18 protein-coding genes are annotated in these 15,105 nt (G+C 64.0%); 5 read left to right on the top strand and 13 right to left on the bottom strand.

The genetic code is table 11. The features are described 5' to 3' along the window. Positions 1-28: 28 nt before the first annotated feature. On the bottom strand, positions 29-505 hold the full coding sequence (locus ACLCGK_RS10360) for a DUF4399 domain-containing protein (protein WP_410951940.1): 477 nt from the start codon (positions 503-505) through the stop codon (positions 29-31). Between the two features lie 224 nt (positions 506-729). Between ACLCGK_RS10360 and ACLCGK_RS10365 the strand changes: the two genes are divergently transcribed. Further along, positions 730-1,218: a transporter substrate-binding domain-containing protein gene (locus ACLCGK_RS10365; protein WP_410951941.1), complete on the top strand. Its 489-nt coding sequence runs from the start codon at positions 730-732 to the stop codon at positions 1,216-1,218. A gap of 122 nt (positions 1,219-1,340) precedes the next feature. Here ACLCGK_RS10365 and ACLCGK_RS10370 read toward each other — a convergent pair whose 3' ends face one another. Beyond that, the gene (locus ACLCGK_RS10370; protein WP_410951942.1) at positions 1,341-1,844 is read right to left on the bottom strand and encodes a DUF523 domain-containing protein; all 504 of its coding nucleotides are present in this window, start codon (positions 1,842-1,844) and stop codon (positions 1,341-1,343) included. Next, on the bottom strand, positions 1,831-2,463 hold the full coding sequence (locus ACLCGK_RS10375; protein ID WP_367245126.1) for a 2OG-Fe(II) oxygenase: 633 nt from the start codon (positions 2,461-2,463) through the stop codon (positions 1,831-1,833). Before ACLCGK_RS10375 ends, ACLCGK_RS10370 begins: the two co-directional genes overlap by 14 nt. A 113-nt stretch (positions 2,464-2,576) precedes the next feature. Between ACLCGK_RS10375 and ACLCGK_RS10380 the strand changes: the two genes are divergently transcribed. Beyond that, positions 2,577-3,329, top strand: coding sequence for a hypothetical protein (locus ACLCGK_RS10380; protein ID WP_410951943.1), 753 nt, complete (start codon positions 2,577-2,579; stop codon positions 3,327-3,329). Here the strand turns inward: ACLCGK_RS10380 and ACLCGK_RS10385 are convergent, their stop codons facing one another. Further along, positions 3,330-4,256 (bottom strand): alpha/beta hydrolase, encoded by a 927-nt coding sequence (locus ACLCGK_RS10385; protein WP_410951944.1) that lies wholly within the window; start codon positions 4,254-4,256, stop codon positions 3,330-3,332. It abuts the gene before it with no gap. A gap of 216 nt (positions 4,257-4,472) precedes the next feature. Here ACLCGK_RS10385 and ACLCGK_RS10390 point away from each other — a divergent pair, with 216 nt between their 5' ends. Next, positions 4,473-5,042 (top strand): DUF6436 domain-containing protein, encoded by a 570-nt coding sequence (locus ACLCGK_RS10390; protein WP_410951945.1) that lies wholly within the window; start codon positions 4,473-4,475, stop codon positions 5,040-5,042. Here ACLCGK_RS10390 and ACLCGK_RS10395 read toward each other — a convergent pair. Beyond that, positions 5,021-5,587, bottom strand: coding sequence for a sugar O-acetyltransferase (locus ACLCGK_RS10395; protein ID WP_015272200.1), 567 nt, complete (start codon positions 5,585-5,587; stop codon positions 5,021-5,023). The two genes, ACLCGK_RS10390 and ACLCGK_RS10395, sit on opposite strands and share 22 nt — an antisense overlap. A gap of 86 nt (positions 5,588-5,673) precedes the next feature. On the opposite strand from ACLCGK_RS10395, the gene ACLCGK_RS10400 reads away from it, so the two are divergent. Both ACLCGK_RS10400 and ACLCGK_RS10405 read left to right on the top strand, forming a co-directional pair. After that, positions 5,674-8,079 (top strand): penicillin acylase family protein, encoded by a 2,406-nt coding sequence (locus tag ACLCGK_RS10400; RefSeq protein WP_410951946.1) that lies wholly within the window; start codon positions 5,674-5,676, stop codon positions 8,077-8,079. Positions 8,080-8,164: 85 nt separating this feature from the next. Further along, on the top strand, positions 8,165-8,983 hold the full coding sequence (locus ACLCGK_RS10405) for an alpha/beta fold hydrolase (protein WP_054573433.1): 819 nt from the start codon (positions 8,165-8,167) through the stop codon (positions 8,981-8,983). A 123-nt stretch (positions 8,984-9,106) separates the two neighbouring features. Here the strand turns inward: ACLCGK_RS10405 and ACLCGK_RS10410 are convergent, their stop codons facing one another. From ACLCGK_RS10410 to ACLCGK_RS10445, 8 genes are all read right to left on the bottom strand, one after another. Continuing rightward, positions 9,107-9,979, bottom strand: coding sequence for a transporter substrate-binding domain-containing protein (locus ACLCGK_RS10410; RefSeq protein WP_410951947.1), 873 nt, complete (start codon positions 9,977-9,979; stop codon positions 9,107-9,109). Then, positions 9,976-10,749 carry an amino acid ABC transporter ATP-binding protein gene (locus tag ACLCGK_RS10415; protein ID WP_085721360.1) on the bottom strand — a complete coding sequence of 258 codons (774 nt, stop codon included), beginning with the start codon at positions 10,747-10,749 and terminating at the stop codon, positions 9,976-9,978. The genes ACLCGK_RS10410 and ACLCGK_RS10415 overlap by 4 nt, the downstream gene beginning before the upstream one ends. Then, a complete protein-coding gene (locus ACLCGK_RS10420; RefSeq protein WP_025341019.1) occupies positions 10,746-11,405 on the bottom strand; it encodes an amino acid ABC transporter permease in 660 nt (219 codons plus the stop codon). Before ACLCGK_RS10420 ends, ACLCGK_RS10415 begins: the two co-directional genes overlap by 4 nt. After that, complete coding sequence (locus ACLCGK_RS10425; RefSeq protein WP_410951953.1) at positions 11,386-12,051, bottom strand: amino acid ABC transporter permease; 666 nt, start codon at positions 12,049-12,051, stop codon at positions 11,386-11,388. Before ACLCGK_RS10425 ends, ACLCGK_RS10420 begins: the two co-directional genes overlap by 20 nt. Before the next feature lie 275 nt (positions 12,052-12,326). Beyond that, positions 12,327-13,112 carry a MetQ/NlpA family ABC transporter substrate-binding protein gene (locus tag ACLCGK_RS10430; RefSeq protein ID WP_013974690.1) on the bottom strand — a complete coding sequence of 262 codons (786 nt, stop codon included), beginning with the start codon at positions 13,110-13,112 and terminating at the stop codon, positions 12,327-12,329. 174 nt (positions 13,113-13,286) lie between these two features. Beyond that, a complete protein-coding gene (locus ACLCGK_RS10435; protein WP_410951948.1) occupies positions 13,287-14,117 on the bottom strand; it encodes a sigma 54-interacting transcriptional regulator in 831 nt (276 codons plus the stop codon). A 64-nt stretch (positions 14,118-14,181) separates the two neighbouring features. Next, positions 14,182-14,763, bottom strand: coding sequence for an alpha/beta hydrolase (locus ACLCGK_RS10440; RefSeq protein ID WP_013974692.1), 582 nt, complete (start codon positions 14,761-14,763; stop codon positions 14,182-14,184). A gap of 154 nt (positions 14,764-14,917) precedes the next feature. Further along, positions 14,918-15,105, bottom strand: a 188-nt coding sequence (locus ACLCGK_RS10445; protein WP_410951949.1) for a hypothetical protein, incomplete at its 5' end; no start/stop codon positions are given.

Consider the following 15,105-nt stretch of genomic DNA (forward strand, 5'->3'; position numbering starts at 1 on the left):
GCGGGCGAGCCCGCGAAGAACCCGACAACTATTTCACGTCGACAGTAATCTTCTGCGACACGACGCTCGGCTTGAACGGCACGTGATACTGGTCACCCAGCACCAGCTGCAGGGTGTGCTTGCCCGGGGTCAGGGTAATGCTGGTTTCGGTCTGCGCCTTGCCGAAGTGCAGTACTTGCGGGCCATCCGGCAACGCGGTGCCGGCCTGTGGCATCAGGCTGGATGGCATCGCCATGTCGGCCACCGGCTCTTTATCCACATCCACCAGCAGGTGGTGGTGGCCGGTGTGCGGGGTGTTGTCACCCGCAGGCTTGAGCGCCATGCCCTCGATGCCGAACTTGACGGTGAAGGTCTTGTCGACCGTGGCGCCATCGGCGGGGGAAACGATGAAGACCTTGGCATCCTTGGGCGGCTCCTGGCTCTTCAGGGCATCTGCGGCACTGGCGAACATCGACGCTCCCATCATCAGACCAGCAACGGCAGCACGCGAAAATAGGCTGTTCATTCACTTCTCCTGTGATTCACTTATTGACCGCCGCCAGTATTCCAGTGGCGGCGGTGGTTCACCTTAGTTGATATGTTTGCCCAGATGTTCACATCCTCAGGCAGAAATATTTCAATCAGGGTTAAACAATGCCGAGGCTTCAAGGTCATAGGCTGCGCTCGACCACGGCGAGGAAGAAAGCCGTGGCGAAGGTTATTCATCTGCCAAAGAGAAAAGGGGCTTTAATGCGTTCGACCATAGGAGTAATGCTGGCGATACTGATCACGCCATTGGCTCAGGCCGAGCTGATAGACGAAATTGCCGACCGGGGCGAACTGCGCATAGCCGTACAGGCCGACAACTCGCCGTACGCATTCAAGGAAAATGACCACCTGAGCGGCTTCGAGATCGACTTCGGCCAGGCGCTGGCCAAGGAACTGGACCTGCGCGCCGAGTTCATCGAAGCCCCTGCGGCAGAGGTACTGCCCGGTGTCGAGAGTGGCAAGTACGACATCGCACTGACCCCGTCGAGCGAATCGCCCAAAGCTGACGGCCAGCTCGATATGAGCCTGCCGTTTGGCGAGAAGCAGCTGGTGATCCCGTTCCAGAAGGACAACCCGGCGTTCGAGAGCGCGGTGAACAATGCACTGCAGCGGCTCAAGGACAGCGGGCGGACTGCCGAACTTGAGCAGAAGTGGTTCAAGGGCTTGCCTGAGACTGCGTCCGGGCAGTAAGCGCTTTATTGCCTGTACTGGCCTCTTCGCGGGCACGCCCGCTCCCACAGGTTAATCACAAGCCCGGGAGCGGGTGCTATCCCTGTGGGAGCGGGCGAGCCCGCGAAGAGGCCGGAACAGGCTCAAGCTGAAAGCCCAGCCAGCGCCTGCTCCGCCAGCTCCAGCTCCAGCTCGCTGAACACCAGCACCCCCGCCCGCCGCAGCAATGCCGTGGTCACCCCTTCCCCGGCAACCTTCACACCACTGAACGTGCCGTCATAGGTCAACCGGTTGCCACACGAAGGGCTTCCAGCCTTCAGCACGGCCACGCGAATGCCATGCCGGCGCACCAGGTCCAGCGCCCGCTGCGCCCCGGCCAGGAACTCGGCGCTGACATTCTCGCCCGTCACCGTAAGCACCTGCGCGTCACCATCGAGCACCTCCTCACCCTGCCCGCCCGGTATCTCTGCAGGCGGCCGTGGAGTCGGCAAGCCACCCGCCACTTCCGGGCACAACGGCACCACGCGCCCTTCGGCCTGCCAGCGCTGCAACAGGTCGGGGTGGCCACTGGCGCGGCCGTCATAGCGCACTGGCTGCCCCAGCAGGCAGGCGCTGACCAGCACCTTGGGCAGGTCAGAAGGGGTCATTGCCACGGCGTCGGAACCAGCCGGTCAACGAAAGCCGCTCACGCCCTGCCGGCAGCACCTCATGGGGCACCTCGCCCGACAGGAACACCACCAGGCAGCCCGCCACCGGCTCGACATCATGCTCGACACCGTCCGCCAGGAACATGCGCAACTGGCCACCGTCCTGCGGCTGCCAGTTCTCATTCAGGTACAGGACTGCCGACACCATGCGCCGGTCATCATCGCGGAAGCGGTCAAGGTGCCGGCGATAGAACGCCCCTGGCGGGTACAAGGCAAAATGGCACTCGAAGTCTTCCAGGCCAAGGAACAGGCCCTGGTTGATGGCCTGGCGCAGCTGGTCCATGGCGCTCAGGTACTGGTCGCAGGCCTCGGCCTGGCCGGGGTCGATCCACTGGATCTGGTCGCCGCGAATGGCCTCGCGCACCTCCTGGGCAGCACCGCGCCCAACCCCTGCAGGGTTGAGTTCGCCTTCGGCATCACGGCGCCGGCACTCGGCCGCGAGCGCACGCACCAGGTCGGCAGGCAGAAAAAGCGCCTGCTGGGACCAGCCATGGGTGGCCAGATCGTCGACGACGGCCGCAAGCATCGGGTGTTCAGGGGAGATGTGCATGGCGCGCATCATATCCATTAGCCATGCCGGCGCACAGCGCCACTTGGCCGAGAAGCACGCGGATATCTCGACAAACCGGCGCCCGGCCACGGACAATAGCCACCTGCCGACAGGAGTCCTGAATGCGCCGTCTGTTTTCCCTGATTCTGCTGATGATCTGCACCGTGCCTGTCTGGGCAGACAACCTGGATCAACTGTACAAGGCCGCCGGCTGGCCCGACCAGCGCGCCCATTTCAATGATGCCCTGACCGCTGCCCAGGAACGCTACCGCAACAGTTTGCCACCCGCCGTGTACCAGGCGCTGGTAAACAACAGCAACCAGCGCTTCCAGGCCCAGGCGGTGGACCGTCGCGCCCAGGCGCAGCTGCGCGCAACCTTGGCCAACCCGGCACCGGCGCTGGCTTTCTTCCGGTCGCCGCTGGGGCGCAAGGTGGTGGCTGCGGAGCTCAAGGCCACACGCAAGGACGAACTGGCCAGGAATGCCAAGGGCTTGCCGAAGATCCAGGCCAGCGATGATCGCCTGCTGATAATCGGGCATCTGGCCCAGGCACTGCCGGCGCGCGAAGCCGGCGCCGAAGTGAGCCTGGCCATCGCCGGCGTGGCTGCCGACAGCCTCAGTTCGATGATCCCCGGCCTGTTCGGCGGCGGTCAGGCCCAGAACCTGCTCGACGGCCAGCGCCAGCGCCTGATGGGCCAGATCGGCGAAGACCTCAACAACACCCTGCTGTATGTATATCGCGACCTGTCCGATGCCGAGCTGGAAGAGTTCGCCACCTTTGCCGAGTCGCCGGACGGCAAGGCTTACTACCAGGCAGCCCTGGCCGCTGTACGCGCAGGCCTGGCGGTTGGCCAGAGCACCAACGACCTGAAGTGATCAGTTCAGGCGCTGGTCGATGAAGTCGAAGTAGCGCTTGCGAATGCCCGGCAGCTCGTTGGCCAGGTGGTGACGGGCCTCGGGCAGCATCAGAATCTGCGGCTCGGCAAACTTGGCCTTGAGTACTTCGAGGTTGTACGGCCAGTCCACTGTGCCATCCGCTTCTCCTTGCACGATCAACGGCCGCCGCGAGCTGCGCGGCGCGGCTTCGATACGCTTGACCCAGGCAATCAAGGCGCCCACCCAGGCGGTTGGCAGACGGCGCGGTTGCAGCGGGTCGGCTTCGAGGAACGGCAGGAAGGTCGGGTCATTGGTGTTCTCGCTGAAACGCCGCTCGATGCCACTCACGAAGTGGCGCAGCACCCGATAACTCAGCTTCGACCAGCGCCAGGCACAAGGCCGTACCAACGGTGCCAACAGGATGACCTGACCATCGATGGGGCTGCGCGCGCCCTGGTTCAACAAGTGGTCCACGGCGATGGCGCCACCGGTGCTTTGCCCGCACAGGTGCCAGGGGCGCGGCAGTTGCAGCGTGCGCGCCTGTTCGAACAAAGCCTCCAGCACCTGCTGGTAAACCGCGAAATCACTGATGCTGGCCCGCTCGCCGCTGGACAGGCCATGGCCGGGCAGGTCGCAACTGATCACGGCGAACCCCTGTTTGAGCGCCCAATCGATCACATGCCTGTAGAGGCCCATATGGTCGTAATAGCCGTGCAGCAGGAACAGCGTCGCGCTCGGCTGGTCGGGTAGCCAGGCCTGCCCGACCAGCTCGAAGCCTGCGGCCTGGAAGCCGCCCAGCCAGCTGTGGGCCGATAGGTTCAGGCCATAGAAGCGCTGGTAGTCCTGCGCTTGCGCCGACAACGGCTGGCGGGCGGTCAACGGCGCCAGGCTGGTGCGCAGGAGGTCTGGGTGAAAGGCAGCGGGCATCGGGTACATCCACAGTGAAGCAAGTATTGATCTGGGATATTCAGCTCTGGCTGGCGTCGTGGCAAGCTTGGGCTATGTGTCACCTGTACCGGCCCTATCGCCGGCAAGCCAGCTCCCACAGATTGCCTACCGGCCTCAGGCCTGGTGATATCCTGTGGGAGCTGGCTTGCCGGCGATAGGGCCAGTGAACCCACCACAAGACACCCACAAACATCCATGCAGACCCGCCTTGCCAAACCAGTCCTGCTCGCCCTCGCCTTGCTGCTCTGCACAACTTTGGTCTGGCAGGCCTACACCACCTTCCAGGCCCGCTACCTGCGCCCGTTCGACAACCAGGCCACGCTGTTCGACGGCAGCCAGCTGCAGTTGCCCCCCGAACTGGCCGGCCCCGGCCCGATCCGGGTAGTGCATTTCTGGGACCCGGCCTGCCCGTGCAACGTCGGCAACCAGCAGCACCTGGGCGACCTGGTCAGCCGGTTCGCCAGCCAGGGCGTGACCTTCCACGTGCTGCAAAAGCCCGACAGCCACGGCCAGCTGCCCGACAACCTCACCGCCCTCAAGCCACTCGCCAGCCTGCCCGGCAGCGAACACCTGCCCGCCTCCCCGGCCGTGGCCATCTGGGACCGGCAAGGCCACCTGGCCTACTTCGGCCCCTACAGCGAAGGCGCGGTGTGCAATGCCAGCAACAGCTTCATCGAGCCGATCCTCAAGGCGCTACTCGACGGCCGCCAGGTGAGTGCCTCAAATACCCTGGCGGTGGGCTGCTACTGCCCCTGGGCCGGCTGACGCACCCGCGCAGGGTTGCCCACCACCACCGCCCCAGCCGGCACATCCCGAGTCACCACACTACCGGCACCCACCACGGCGTTATCGCCAATGGTCACCCCCGGCAGGATGATCGCCGCGCCGCCGATCCACACGTTGTTGCCGATGGTCACCGGCCGGCCACTCTCCAGCCCTGTGCGGCGCACCTCGGGGTCGAGCGGGTGGTCGGCGGTATAGATCTGCACGTTGGGGCCGATCTGGCAGTCATCACCGATACGCACCGGCAGCACATCGAGGATCACGCAGTTGAAATTCATGAAGGTGTTGCGGCCGACGCTGATGTTGTAGCCATAGTCGCAATAGAACGGCGGGCGGATCACCGCGCCTTCGCCGACCTGGCCAAAGTGCTCTACCAGGAGCCCATGACGTGCGTCGTTGAGCAATTCGACACTGCTGTTGTAGCGGTGCATCCAGTGCTTGTTGGCGATCTGCTCGGCCTGCAGCTCGGGGCAGCCAGCGTGATAGAGCTGGCCTGTAAGCATTTTCTGTTTTTCGCTGAGGGACATGGAAACTCCTTCCTGGGGCTATGCTCTGGTCGCGAATCCGCCGATCATCGGACCACATTTTTCGCTTGAACGCACAAGGAGCCTGCATGAAGCGCAGCTTGACCCTGTTGGCCGTGATGGTTGCCGTGGCCGCCGGCGCCGGATACTGGTATGTGCAGGGCAAGCTGCCGCAACGCGAGGGCGACGTGGCCATCGCCGGCCTGCAGGCGCCGGTCAACGTGCGCTACGACGCCCGTGGGGTGCCGCACCTGCAGGCGCAGAGCGAGCCCGACCTGTATCGTGCTCTCGGTTACGTGCATGCCCAGGACCGGCTGTTCCAGATGGAGATCCTGCGGCGCCTGGCCCGGGGCGAGCTGGCCGAGGTACTGGGCGACAAGCTGCTGCCCACCGACACCCTGTTCCGCAGCCTGCGCATTCGCGAACAGGCAGCACTGATGGCCAAGCGTCAGGACCGCCAGTCACCCGCCTGGCAAGCCCTGCAGGCCTACCTCGACGGGGTGAACAGCTGGCAGGCCAGCCACCCAAAACCCGTGGAGTTCGACCTGCTCGGCATCACCCCACGCCCCTTCAGCGCCGAAGACACCCTGAGCATCGCCGGCTACCTGGCCTACAGCTTCGCAGCCGCGTTTCGCACCGAGCCCGCGCTCACCTATATCCGCGACCAGCTGGGCCCTGAGTACCTGAACATCTTCGATCTCGCCTGGCAGCCCGAGGGCGCCTTGGGTACACCGCTGGCCGCTGCCGACTGGCAAAGCCTGGAGGCCCTCGCCCGCCTCAGCCATGACGCGCTGGGCGATGCGGGCGTCCCGCAATTCGAGGGCAGCAACGCCTGGGCCGTGGCCGGCAGCCGCACCCGCAGCGGCAGGCCGCTGCTGGCCGGCGACCCGCACATCGGTTTTGCGGTGCCGGCGGTGTGGTACGAGGCCGAGCTGTCGGCGCCGGGCTTCAACCTGTATGGCTACTTCCAGGCGCTCAACCCGTTCGCCCTGCTCGGCCACAACCGCGACTTCGGCTGGAGCCTGACCATGTTCCAGAATGACGACGTCGACCTGATCGCCGAGCGAACCAACCCTGCCGACGCCAACCAGGTGATGGTCGATGGCAAATGGCAGGCGCTGGAAAAGACCGAGCAGCAGATTGCCGTCAAAGGCGAAGCACCGGTCACCCTCAGCCTCCGCCGCTCGCCCCATGGCCCGATCGTCAACGACGTGCTGGGTGCCACTGCCGGGCCCACGCCAGTCGCCATGTGGTGGGCGTTCCTGGAAACCGAAAACCCGATCCTCGACGGTTTCTACCAGCTCAACCGCGCCGATACCCTGGGCAAGATGCGCGAGGCTGCGGCCAAGGTGCATGCGCCAGGGCTGAACCTGGTCTGGGCCAATGCCCGTGGCGATATCGGCTGGTGGGCGGCGGCGCAGTTGCCGATCCGCCCCGACGGCGTCGACCCCGCGTTCATCCTCGATGGTGCCAGTGCGCAGGCGGACAAGCTCGGCTTCTACCCCTTCAGCGTCAACCCGCAGCAGGAGAACCCGGCACGCGGCTACATTGTCTCGGCCAACTACCAGCCTCCAGCAGCAGTGCCGATACCCGGTTACTACAACCTGCCGGACCGAGGCCGCCAGCTCGATCGCCACTTGGCCAACCCCGATGTGAAGTGGGATACCCAGAATAGCCAGGCGCTGCAGTTGGACACTGCCAGCGACTATGGCCCGCGCACCCTTGCACCACTGCTGGCAACGCTACGCGCAGTGGCCGAAGGTGACGAAGAGAAGGAGCTGGTCGAGCAACTGGCAGCCTGGAGCGGCGACTACCCGCTCGACTCGACCAGTGCCACGCTGTTCAACCAGTTCCTCTACGAGCTGGCATTCGCGGCCTTGCATGACGAGCTGGGCGACACCTGGTTCCCGGTGCTGATCAGCACCCGCGCCATCGACGCAGCCCTGCCGCGCCTGGCGGCGGATGCCGATTCACCGTGGTGGAACACCCGCGGAGCCAACCAGCGCACCGACCGCAACGCCGTGGTGCGGATGGCGTGGCTGAACAGCTTGAAGCACCTGCGGGAAACCCTGGGCAACGACCCGGCCAGTTGGCAGTGGGGCAAGGCCCATACCCTGACCCACAACCACCCGCTGGGGGTCAAAAAGCCGCTGAACCTGCTGTTCAACGTCGGCCCGTTCGCCGCACCGGGCACCCATGAAGTGCCGAGCAACCTCTCGGCGAAGATCGGCCCGGCGCCATGGCCGGTGACCTATGGGCCGTCGACGCGGCGGCTGGTCGACTTTGCCGATGCCGGGCAGGCGCTGACCACCAACCCGGTCGGGCAGAGTGGTGTGCCGTTCGACAGGCATTTTGCGGATCAGGCCGAAGGTTATGTGCAGGGGCAGTACCAGAAGGCGCAGATGGGGGTGATTCCGGCGCAGAGTACCTTGCGTCTGGTGCCAGCCCATTCGCAGCACAAGGCTGCTCCTACAAGAGACCGCGATCCCCTGTAGGAGCAGCCTTGTGCTGCGAATGGGCCGCAAAGCGGCCCCCGACAATTTCGAATACCCTACAGCGCTCCCAGCCGAGACCCATTCCATGCAAAGACACTTCATCGAAATCGACGGCGCCCGCATGAGCTACATCGACCAGGGCCAAGGCTTCCCGGTCCTGCTCGGCCACAGCTACCTGTGGTCCGCCGAGATGTGGCAGCCGCAAATCGAAGCCCTGTCAGCACACTTCCGCGTCATCGTCCCCGAGCTTTGGGGCCACGGCGGCTCCGATGCTCCGCCTGCCACGACCATCGACATGAGCGCCCTGGCCCGCCAGCATCTGGCACTGCTGGACGCCCTGGACATTGGCAAATGCCATTTGGTCGGCCTGTCGGTCGGCGGCATGTGGGGCGCGCAACTGGCCCTTGAACACCCCGAGCGGGTGGACCGCCTGGTGCTCATGGACACTTACCTGGGCGCCGAGCCGGAGGAGACTCGGCTCAAGTACTTCGCCTTGCTGGATGCCGCCAGCGAAGCCGGCGAATTCAGCGACCTGCTGCTCGACATCATCGTGCCTATATTTTTCCACGCAGGCGGCCAGACCGTGCCTGAAATCCGTGAGCGGTTTCGTGCTCAGCTGAAGGCAAGCAGTGCACAAACCATTCGCGAGAGCCTTGATCCCATGGGGCGGATAATCTTTGGACGACACGACCTTCTGGAGCGACTCGAGCAGCTGCCGAGCGAGAGAACCATCCTGATGTGCGGCGACCAGGACATTCCGCGGCCGCCGGAAGAGTCCAATGAAATGGCGCGAATCGTTGGCTGCCTGGCGGCGCAGATTCCGTTTGCGGGGCATATCTCCAGCCTGGAGAACCCGCGGGTGGTGAATGAATTCTTGCTGAATTGGCTACCGCGTAACCGTTGAAGTCATTGGGGCCGCCTTGCGGCCCTTCGCGGGCTCGCCCGCTCCCCCAAAAGGGCGCCTGCGAACAGCAACGGGGGGGGGGGGAAAACCCCAAGAGGGTGCAAAGCAGCCCCAATGGCACAGTCACCCCTGCCACTTGCCCCCTTCCACGATCACGCTTTCCGGCTTGGTGTCATCGCTCAGTTCCTTGCGCACATACTGGTCATACAGCTTCAGCAGAAACTTCTCCTCCCCCAGCTTGGCCAGCTCGGCATTCACCCAGTCACGCAGCTCGGTGTTGCCCTTTTTCACCGCCGGTGCAATCGGTGCCTCGTCACCCAGCAGCTCAGGCAGCACGCGGTAGCCCGGGTTCTGCTTGGCCCAGCTGAACAGAATCAGGTTGTCTTGCGCATAGGCATCGCCACGCCCGGTGGCCAGCGCCTGCAGCGACTCGCTGTTCTTCTCGAACTTGAGCAGTTTCCAGTCGGGGTGGTTCTTGGTCAGCCAGATATCAGCGGTAGTGCCGGTGGTGACGATGATGGTCTTGTCGGCCAGGTCGTCGAGCTTCAGCACCGGGCTGCCATCCGCGACGATGGCCTGCACGGCAACGCGCAGGTTGGGGTTGGTGAAGTCCACCGCTTCCTTGCGCTCCGGGGTCACGGTCATGTTGGCGAGAATCAGGTCGACCTTGTCGCTCTGCAGGAACGGGATACGGCTGGCCGGCTCCACGGCAACGAACTCGACCTTGTTTTCATCACCCAGCAGGTCCTTGGCCAGGCGCCGGCCGATATCGGTATCAAAGCCCACGTAGCGGCCCTGCTCATCGACGAAACCGAACGGTGGCTTGTCGGTGAACACGCCGACAATCAGCTTGTCGCGGGCCTTGATGGTTTCCAGGTAGCTGGTGGCCGGCGAGGCCGCCGCCGGCTTGGGTGGCTCTTCAGCCTTGTTGCAGCCGGCCAGCAGGGCCAGGCCGAACAACGGCGCCAGCAGTTTGGTGAGGTTGGCAGTTTTCATGACAGTTCCTTGTGCAGTGTCTTCGGCAGGCTTTCTACGAAGGAGAATTTCTCCAGGAACTGCTGCGCGCGTGCGGTCCGCGGTCGTGTGAAGAAGCTCTCGGGGTCGCCCTGTTCAAGGATCCTGCCGGCCTCCATGAACACGATGCGGTCGGCCACCGCGCGAGCGAAGGCCATTTCGTGGGTAACGATGAGCAAGGTCATGCCGTCGCGGGCCAGGCCCTGGATCACCTGCAGCACCTCCTTGACCATTTCCGGGTCGAGGGCTGCGGTAACCTCGTCGAACAGCATCACCTCGGGGTTCATGCACAGCGAACGCACGATGGCGATGCGCTGTTGCTGGCCCCCGGACAATTGCCGGGGAAAGGCGTCGCGCTTGTCCAGCAGGCCGACCCGCGCCAGCAACGCCTCGGCCTGGGCCTGGGCTTCGGCGCGCTCGCGCCTTTGTACCTTGAGCGGGCCAAGCAGCAGGTTGTCGATCACGCTCATGTGACCGAACAGGTGATAGCTCTGGAACACCATGCCGACCCGCTGGCGGATCTCGCGCCAATCGGTGCGCGGGTCGAGCAGCTCCTGCCCGGCCAGGCGCAGGTGGCCGCCGTGGGCCTGCTCCAGGCCGTTGAGGCAGCGCAGCAGCGTGCTTTTGCCACAACCGCTGGGGCCGAGGATGACCACCACCTCGCCGGCCGCCACCTGGAGGTCGACGTCCTTGAGCACCTGTTGCTCGCCAAAGAACTTGTTGAAACCCTGAAATTCGATCAATGCGCTCATGAGTGGGCCCAGCGGCGTTCCAGCACGCGTGAAGCGGCGGACAGCGGATAGCAGACGATGAAAAAGAACAGGAACAAGGCGCCGTAGATCAGCACCGACTCGTAGGTGCGTTCGATAATCTGCTGGCCGGCCTTGATCACCTCGACCACGCCGATCAGCACCGCCAGCGAGCTGGTCTTGATGATCCGCGTGTAGATGTTGATGGTCGGCGGGGTCATGCGCTTGAGCGCCTGTGGCAACAGCACGTAGCCATACAGCTGCCAGCCGGCCAGGCCGATCGACAACCCCGCCTCGCGCTGGCCGCGCGGCAGCGAGCGCAGCGCGCCACGCACCACCTCGCCCACCTCGCTGGCGCCCCACAGGCCCAGCACCAGTACCGCGCACCAGAAGCTGGGGATGCTCAGGGCCAGGAAGATCGGCAGGCCGAAGAACACCAGGTACAGCCAGACCAGCACCGGGATGGCACGGAACAGCTCCAGGTACACCTGCAAGGCAATGTTCAGGGCCCGGTTGCCCAAGGTTGCCAGCACGCCATAGAGCACACCGCCCAGCGTCGCGAAGAGGATCCCCAGCGCAGAGATGGCCAGGGTCTGCGCCGCGCCGCCAGCCAGCTGCGGCAATGCCTGCAGCAGCAGTTCAGACGCCGAACTGGCCATTTTGCAGCCTCCTTTCGATATAGCGCAGCAGCAAGGACAGCGGCAGGAACAGCAGCACACAGAGCAGGGTCAGCACGGTGAGCATTTCATAGGTCTTGTAGTACAGCGCGATGTAGTTCTTGGTGGTGTAGAGAATTTCCGGCACGGCCACCGCCGACACCACGGTGGTTTCCTTGAGCAGGAAGATGAAGTTGGCGAACAGTGCCGGCAGGCTGAGGATGCCGGCCTGGGGCAGCACCACATGGCGCAGCAGCTGGCCTTCGGACAGTCCGATGGAGCGCCCGGACTCCAGCTGGGCACGGGGCACGGCCTCGATGCCGGCACGCAGCACCTCGGTGAGATAGGCACCGCCCATGAAGGTCATGGTGATGATCGCTGCGGCAAAGCCGGAAATCTTCAGGCCCAGGCTGGGCAAGGCGAAGTAGACGAAGAACAGCTGGATCAGCAGCGGCGTGTTGCGGGCCAGCTCCACGTAGGCTTTTACCAGGCGCCACAGGTACGGGGTGCGTAATACCAGCAGTGTGGCGTTGACCAGGGCGACCAGCAGCGAGGTGGCGATGGCGATCAGGCCGACCTGCAGGGTCACGCCCACGGCCTTGAGGAAGGCGGGCAGCGTGCCGAGGATGAATGCGGTGTCGAGGGTCATGGTAAAGCAGGTCTGCAGGGTGCGCGTGGGCACGACAGATAGACTCTAATGATCTAAAAACTTTTTAATAAATACCTTTATAGAATAAACATATCACCGAGACGTCGCGCAGCACCCTGTGGGAGCGGGCGCGCCCGCGAACACCGGCGAAGCCGGTGCCATCCACCGCGTCGCTTGCTTCGCGGGCACGCCCGCTCCCACAGGGTCCTGCGCCACAAACAAAAACGCCGACACAAGGGTGTCGGCGTTGGGTCATGCAAGGTAATGCAAGCGCATCAGAACGCCGGCAGCACCGCACCTTGGTACTTCTTGGCGATGAATTCCTTCACTTCCGGGCTGGTCAGGGCCTTGGCCAGTTTCTGGATGGCTTCGCTGTCCTTGTTGTCCGGGCGGGCGACCAGGAAGTTCACGTATGGCGAGTCGCTGCCTTCGATCACCAGCGCGTCCTTGGCCGGGTTCAGGCCGGCTTCCAGGGCGTAGTTGGTGTTGATCATGTCCAGGTCGACCTGGTCCAGCACGCGCGGCAGCATGGCCGACTCAAGCTCGCGGAACTTCAGCTTCTTCGGGTTCTCGGCAATGTCCTTGGGGGTGGCCAGGGCGTTCTTCGGGTCCTTCAGGGTGATCAGGCCAGCCTTCTGCAACAGCAGCAGGGCGCGGCCGCTGTTGCTGCCCTCGTTAGGGATGGCAACGGTAGCGCCTTCTTTCAGTTCGCTCAGGCTCTTGACCTTCTTCGAGTAACCACCAAAGGGTTCGACATGCACGCCGATCACGGTTTCCAGGTGGGTGCCCTTGCCTTCGTTGAAGTTCTGCAGATAAGGCAGTGTCTGGAAGTAGTTGGCGTCCAGGCGCTTCTGGTCAACCTGCACGTTCGGCTGCACGTAGTCGGTGAAAACCTTGATCTGCAGGTCCACACCTTCCTTGGCCAGGGTCGGCTTGATCAGCTCGAGGATTTCGGCGTGCGGTACCGGGGTGGCGGCGACAACCAGTTTCTCGGCGGCGGTAGCCAGGCCGGCAAACGACAGGGCAGCGGCCAGGGCAGTGGTCAGCAGGGTCTTCTTCATGGTGATCCTTGTTCTGGTTCTGGGCCATCGACGATGGCGAATCGGGTGCCCAACCGGTTCACCAGCGGGCGTGAGGCGGACAATACCCAGATTTTTTATTCCGTAAAAATATCTTTTATTTAGCTGCTTATTCCAAAACTAAATGCTATCAGCCATTTTGCTTTTGAGCAGTGTCTAGCGCTCAGGGTCGGGCAGGTCCAGGTCCTCTGCCAGGATCTCCTCGCCATCATTCACCAGCAAGGCAAAGTGGATGACATTCTCCAGTTCACGGGTGTTGCCGGGCCAGGGGTGTGCCTCCAGCACCTGCTGCGCCGCCTCGCTCACCAGCGGCACAGGCCGCTGCAGGCGCACGCTGTAGATGCCCACGAAGTACTCGGCCAACGGCAGGATATCGCCCGGCCGCTCGCGCAGTGGCGGTAGCTCCAGCGCTCCCTCGCGCAGGTACTGGTACAGGCGCTCGTTGAAGCGCCCCGCGCGCACCACCCGCGCCAGATCGATGCTGGTAGCGGCCACCAGGCGCACGTCCACCGGTTGCGGCTGCTGCGCGCCCACCCGGGTAACCTCGCGGTTTTCCAGGGCGGCCAGCAGCTTGCCCTGGATGGCCAGCGGCAAGTCGGCGATCTCGTCCAGGTACAACGTGCCGCCGTTGGCCGAGCCGAACCAGCCGGCACGGCTGCTGGCTGTGCCACCTTGGCTGCCGGCACTGTAGCCGAACAGCTCGGCATCGGCGTAGGTGGGGCTGATGGCAGCGCAGTTGACCGACACGAACAACCCGCTGCGGTCACTGGCACGGTGGATCTGCCGGGCCAGCAGTTCCTTGCCGGTGCCGGTTTCGCCACGGATCAGCACCGGCAAGGATTGTGGCGCCAGGTGCTCGAGCTCCTCGCGCAACTGCTGCGAACGTGGGTCGATGAACACCAGCGCCTTGGCGCGGATGCTCAGCGGGCTCTTGTCCAGTTCAGGGAAGGTCAGCAACGGCTGGCCAAAAGGGTTTTGAAAAGTCATGACGAACTCCCGCCCCAGGCCTTCAATGGCCGGGCGTCAGGCAAACGGTAAACAGTAAGGGCGATCAGGCGCGGCGCAGTGCGCGCTGCTCGACCCGGCTCTGCAAGCGATACAAGTAGGCGAAACCTTGTTCCCAGCGCTCATGGCCGGACTTGACGTTGATGTGCCCGGCGTTGGTCAGCAGCCCTGCTTCGGCGCCCCAGACCTGGGCCAGATACAACGCCCTTGGCACGCTCACGGCCGGGTCGTTGTCCGAGCTGACCACCTGGCTGGGGAATGGCAGTGCTTCGGTCGGGATCGGTGCGAAGTTGCGCAGAGCTGGCGCGCAGGTCGGCCGCTCCACGTCAGCGGGTGCCACCAGCAGCGCGCCACGTACCCGCCGCAGCAGGGCCGGGCTGGCCTGCGCGGCCCAATGAGCGACGGTTATGCAGCCCAGGCTATGGGCAATCAGAATCACCGGCGAGCGCTCGGCGGCAATCGCCTGCTCCAGTGCCTGCACCCAGTCCTGGCGTTGCGGGGTCAGCCAGTCGTGCTGCTCGACCCGGGCACTGTTGGGCAAGGTGCGCTGCCAGTGACTTTGCCAATGGTTGTCTGGCGATCCTTGCCAGCCCGGCACAATCAGGTAACGAATCGACTCATTGCGCATGGGGACGCCTCCAGTGAGTTTGCGTGCTTGGAGACAAGTATAGGGAGGGAGTTATATCAGTAAAGGAATAAGAAGCTATTTATTAATAACCAAAAATCTCAATATCTTGTGCGACCCCTGTGGGAGCAACTGTCTTGTGTTGCCTGTACTGGCCTCATCGCCGGCAAGCCAGCTCCCACAGGGATAGCACCTGGCTCGAGGCCGATGCGGTCGAGGTGGGAGCAACTGTCTTGCTCAATTTCAAAAAGCTGGCGCGATCCCTGTGGGAGCGGGCTTGCCCGCGAACACGGGCGAAGCCCGTGCCATCCACCACGGTGTTGGCTTCGCGGGCAAGCCCGCTTC

It is taken from the genome of Pseudomonas sp. S1(2024) (assembly GCF_046557535.1).

Excerpts from the sequence above, each read along its gene's own strand:
- ACLCGK_RS10360 (WP_410951940.1), bottom strand. The coding sequence starts at position 505 with ATGAACAGCCTATTTTCGCGTGCTGCCGTTGCTGGTCTGATGATGGGA.
- ACLCGK_RS10365 (WP_410951941.1), top strand. The coding sequence starts at position 730 with ATGCGTTCGACCATAGGAGTAATGCTGGCGATACTGATCACGCCATTG.
- ACLCGK_RS10370 (WP_410951942.1), bottom strand. The coding sequence starts at position 1,844 with ATGACCCCTTCTGACCTGCCCAAGGTGCTGGTCAGCGCCTGCCTGCTG.
- ACLCGK_RS10375 (WP_367245126.1), bottom strand. The coding sequence starts at position 2,463 with ATGCGCGCCATGCACATCTCCCCTGAACACCCGATGCTTGCGGCCGTC.
- ACLCGK_RS10380 (WP_410951943.1), top strand. The coding sequence starts at position 2,577 with ATGCGCCGTCTGTTTTCCCTGATTCTGCTGATGATCTGCACCGTGCCT.
- ACLCGK_RS10385 (WP_410951944.1), bottom strand. The coding sequence starts at position 4,256 with ATGCCCGCTGCCTTTCACCCAGACCTCCTGCGCACCAGCCTGGCGCCG.
- ACLCGK_RS10390 (WP_410951945.1), top strand. The coding sequence starts at position 4,473 with ATGCAGACCCGCCTTGCCAAACCAGTCCTGCTCGCCCTCGCCTTGCTG.
- ACLCGK_RS10395 (WP_015272200.1), bottom strand. The coding sequence starts at position 5,587 with ATGTCCCTCAGCGAAAAACAGAAAATGCTTACAGGCCAGCTCTATCAC.
- ACLCGK_RS10400 (WP_410951946.1), top strand. The coding sequence starts at position 5,674 with ATGAAGCGCAGCTTGACCCTGTTGGCCGTGATGGTTGCCGTGGCCGCC.
- ACLCGK_RS10405 (WP_054573433.1), top strand. The coding sequence starts at position 8,165 with ATGCAAAGACACTTCATCGAAATCGACGGCGCCCGCATGAGCTACATC.
- ACLCGK_RS10410 (WP_410951947.1), bottom strand. The coding sequence starts at position 9,979 with ATGAAAACTGCCAACCTCACCAAACTGCTGGCGCCGTTGTTCGGCCTG.
- ACLCGK_RS10415 (WP_085721360.1), bottom strand. The coding sequence starts at position 10,749 with ATGAGCGCATTGATCGAATTTCAGGGTTTCAACAAGTTCTTTGGCGAG.
- ACLCGK_RS10420 (WP_025341019.1), bottom strand. The coding sequence starts at position 11,405 with ATGGCCAGTTCGGCGTCTGAACTGCTGCTGCAGGCATTGCCGCAGCTG.
- ACLCGK_RS10425 (WP_410951953.1), bottom strand. The coding sequence starts at position 12,051 with ATGACCCTCGACACCGCATTCATCCTCGGCACGCTGCCCGCCTTCCTC.
- ACLCGK_RS10430 (WP_013974690.1), bottom strand. The coding sequence starts at position 13,112 with ATGAAGAAGACCCTGCTGACCACTGCCCTGGCCGCTGCCCTGTCGTTT.
- ACLCGK_RS10435 (WP_410951948.1), bottom strand. The coding sequence starts at position 14,117 with ATGACTTTTCAAAACCCTTTTGGCCAGCCGTTGCTGACCTTCCCTGAA.
- ACLCGK_RS10440 (WP_013974692.1), bottom strand. The coding sequence starts at position 14,763 with ATGCGCAATGAGTCGATTCGTTACCTGATTGTGCCGGGCTGGCAAGGA.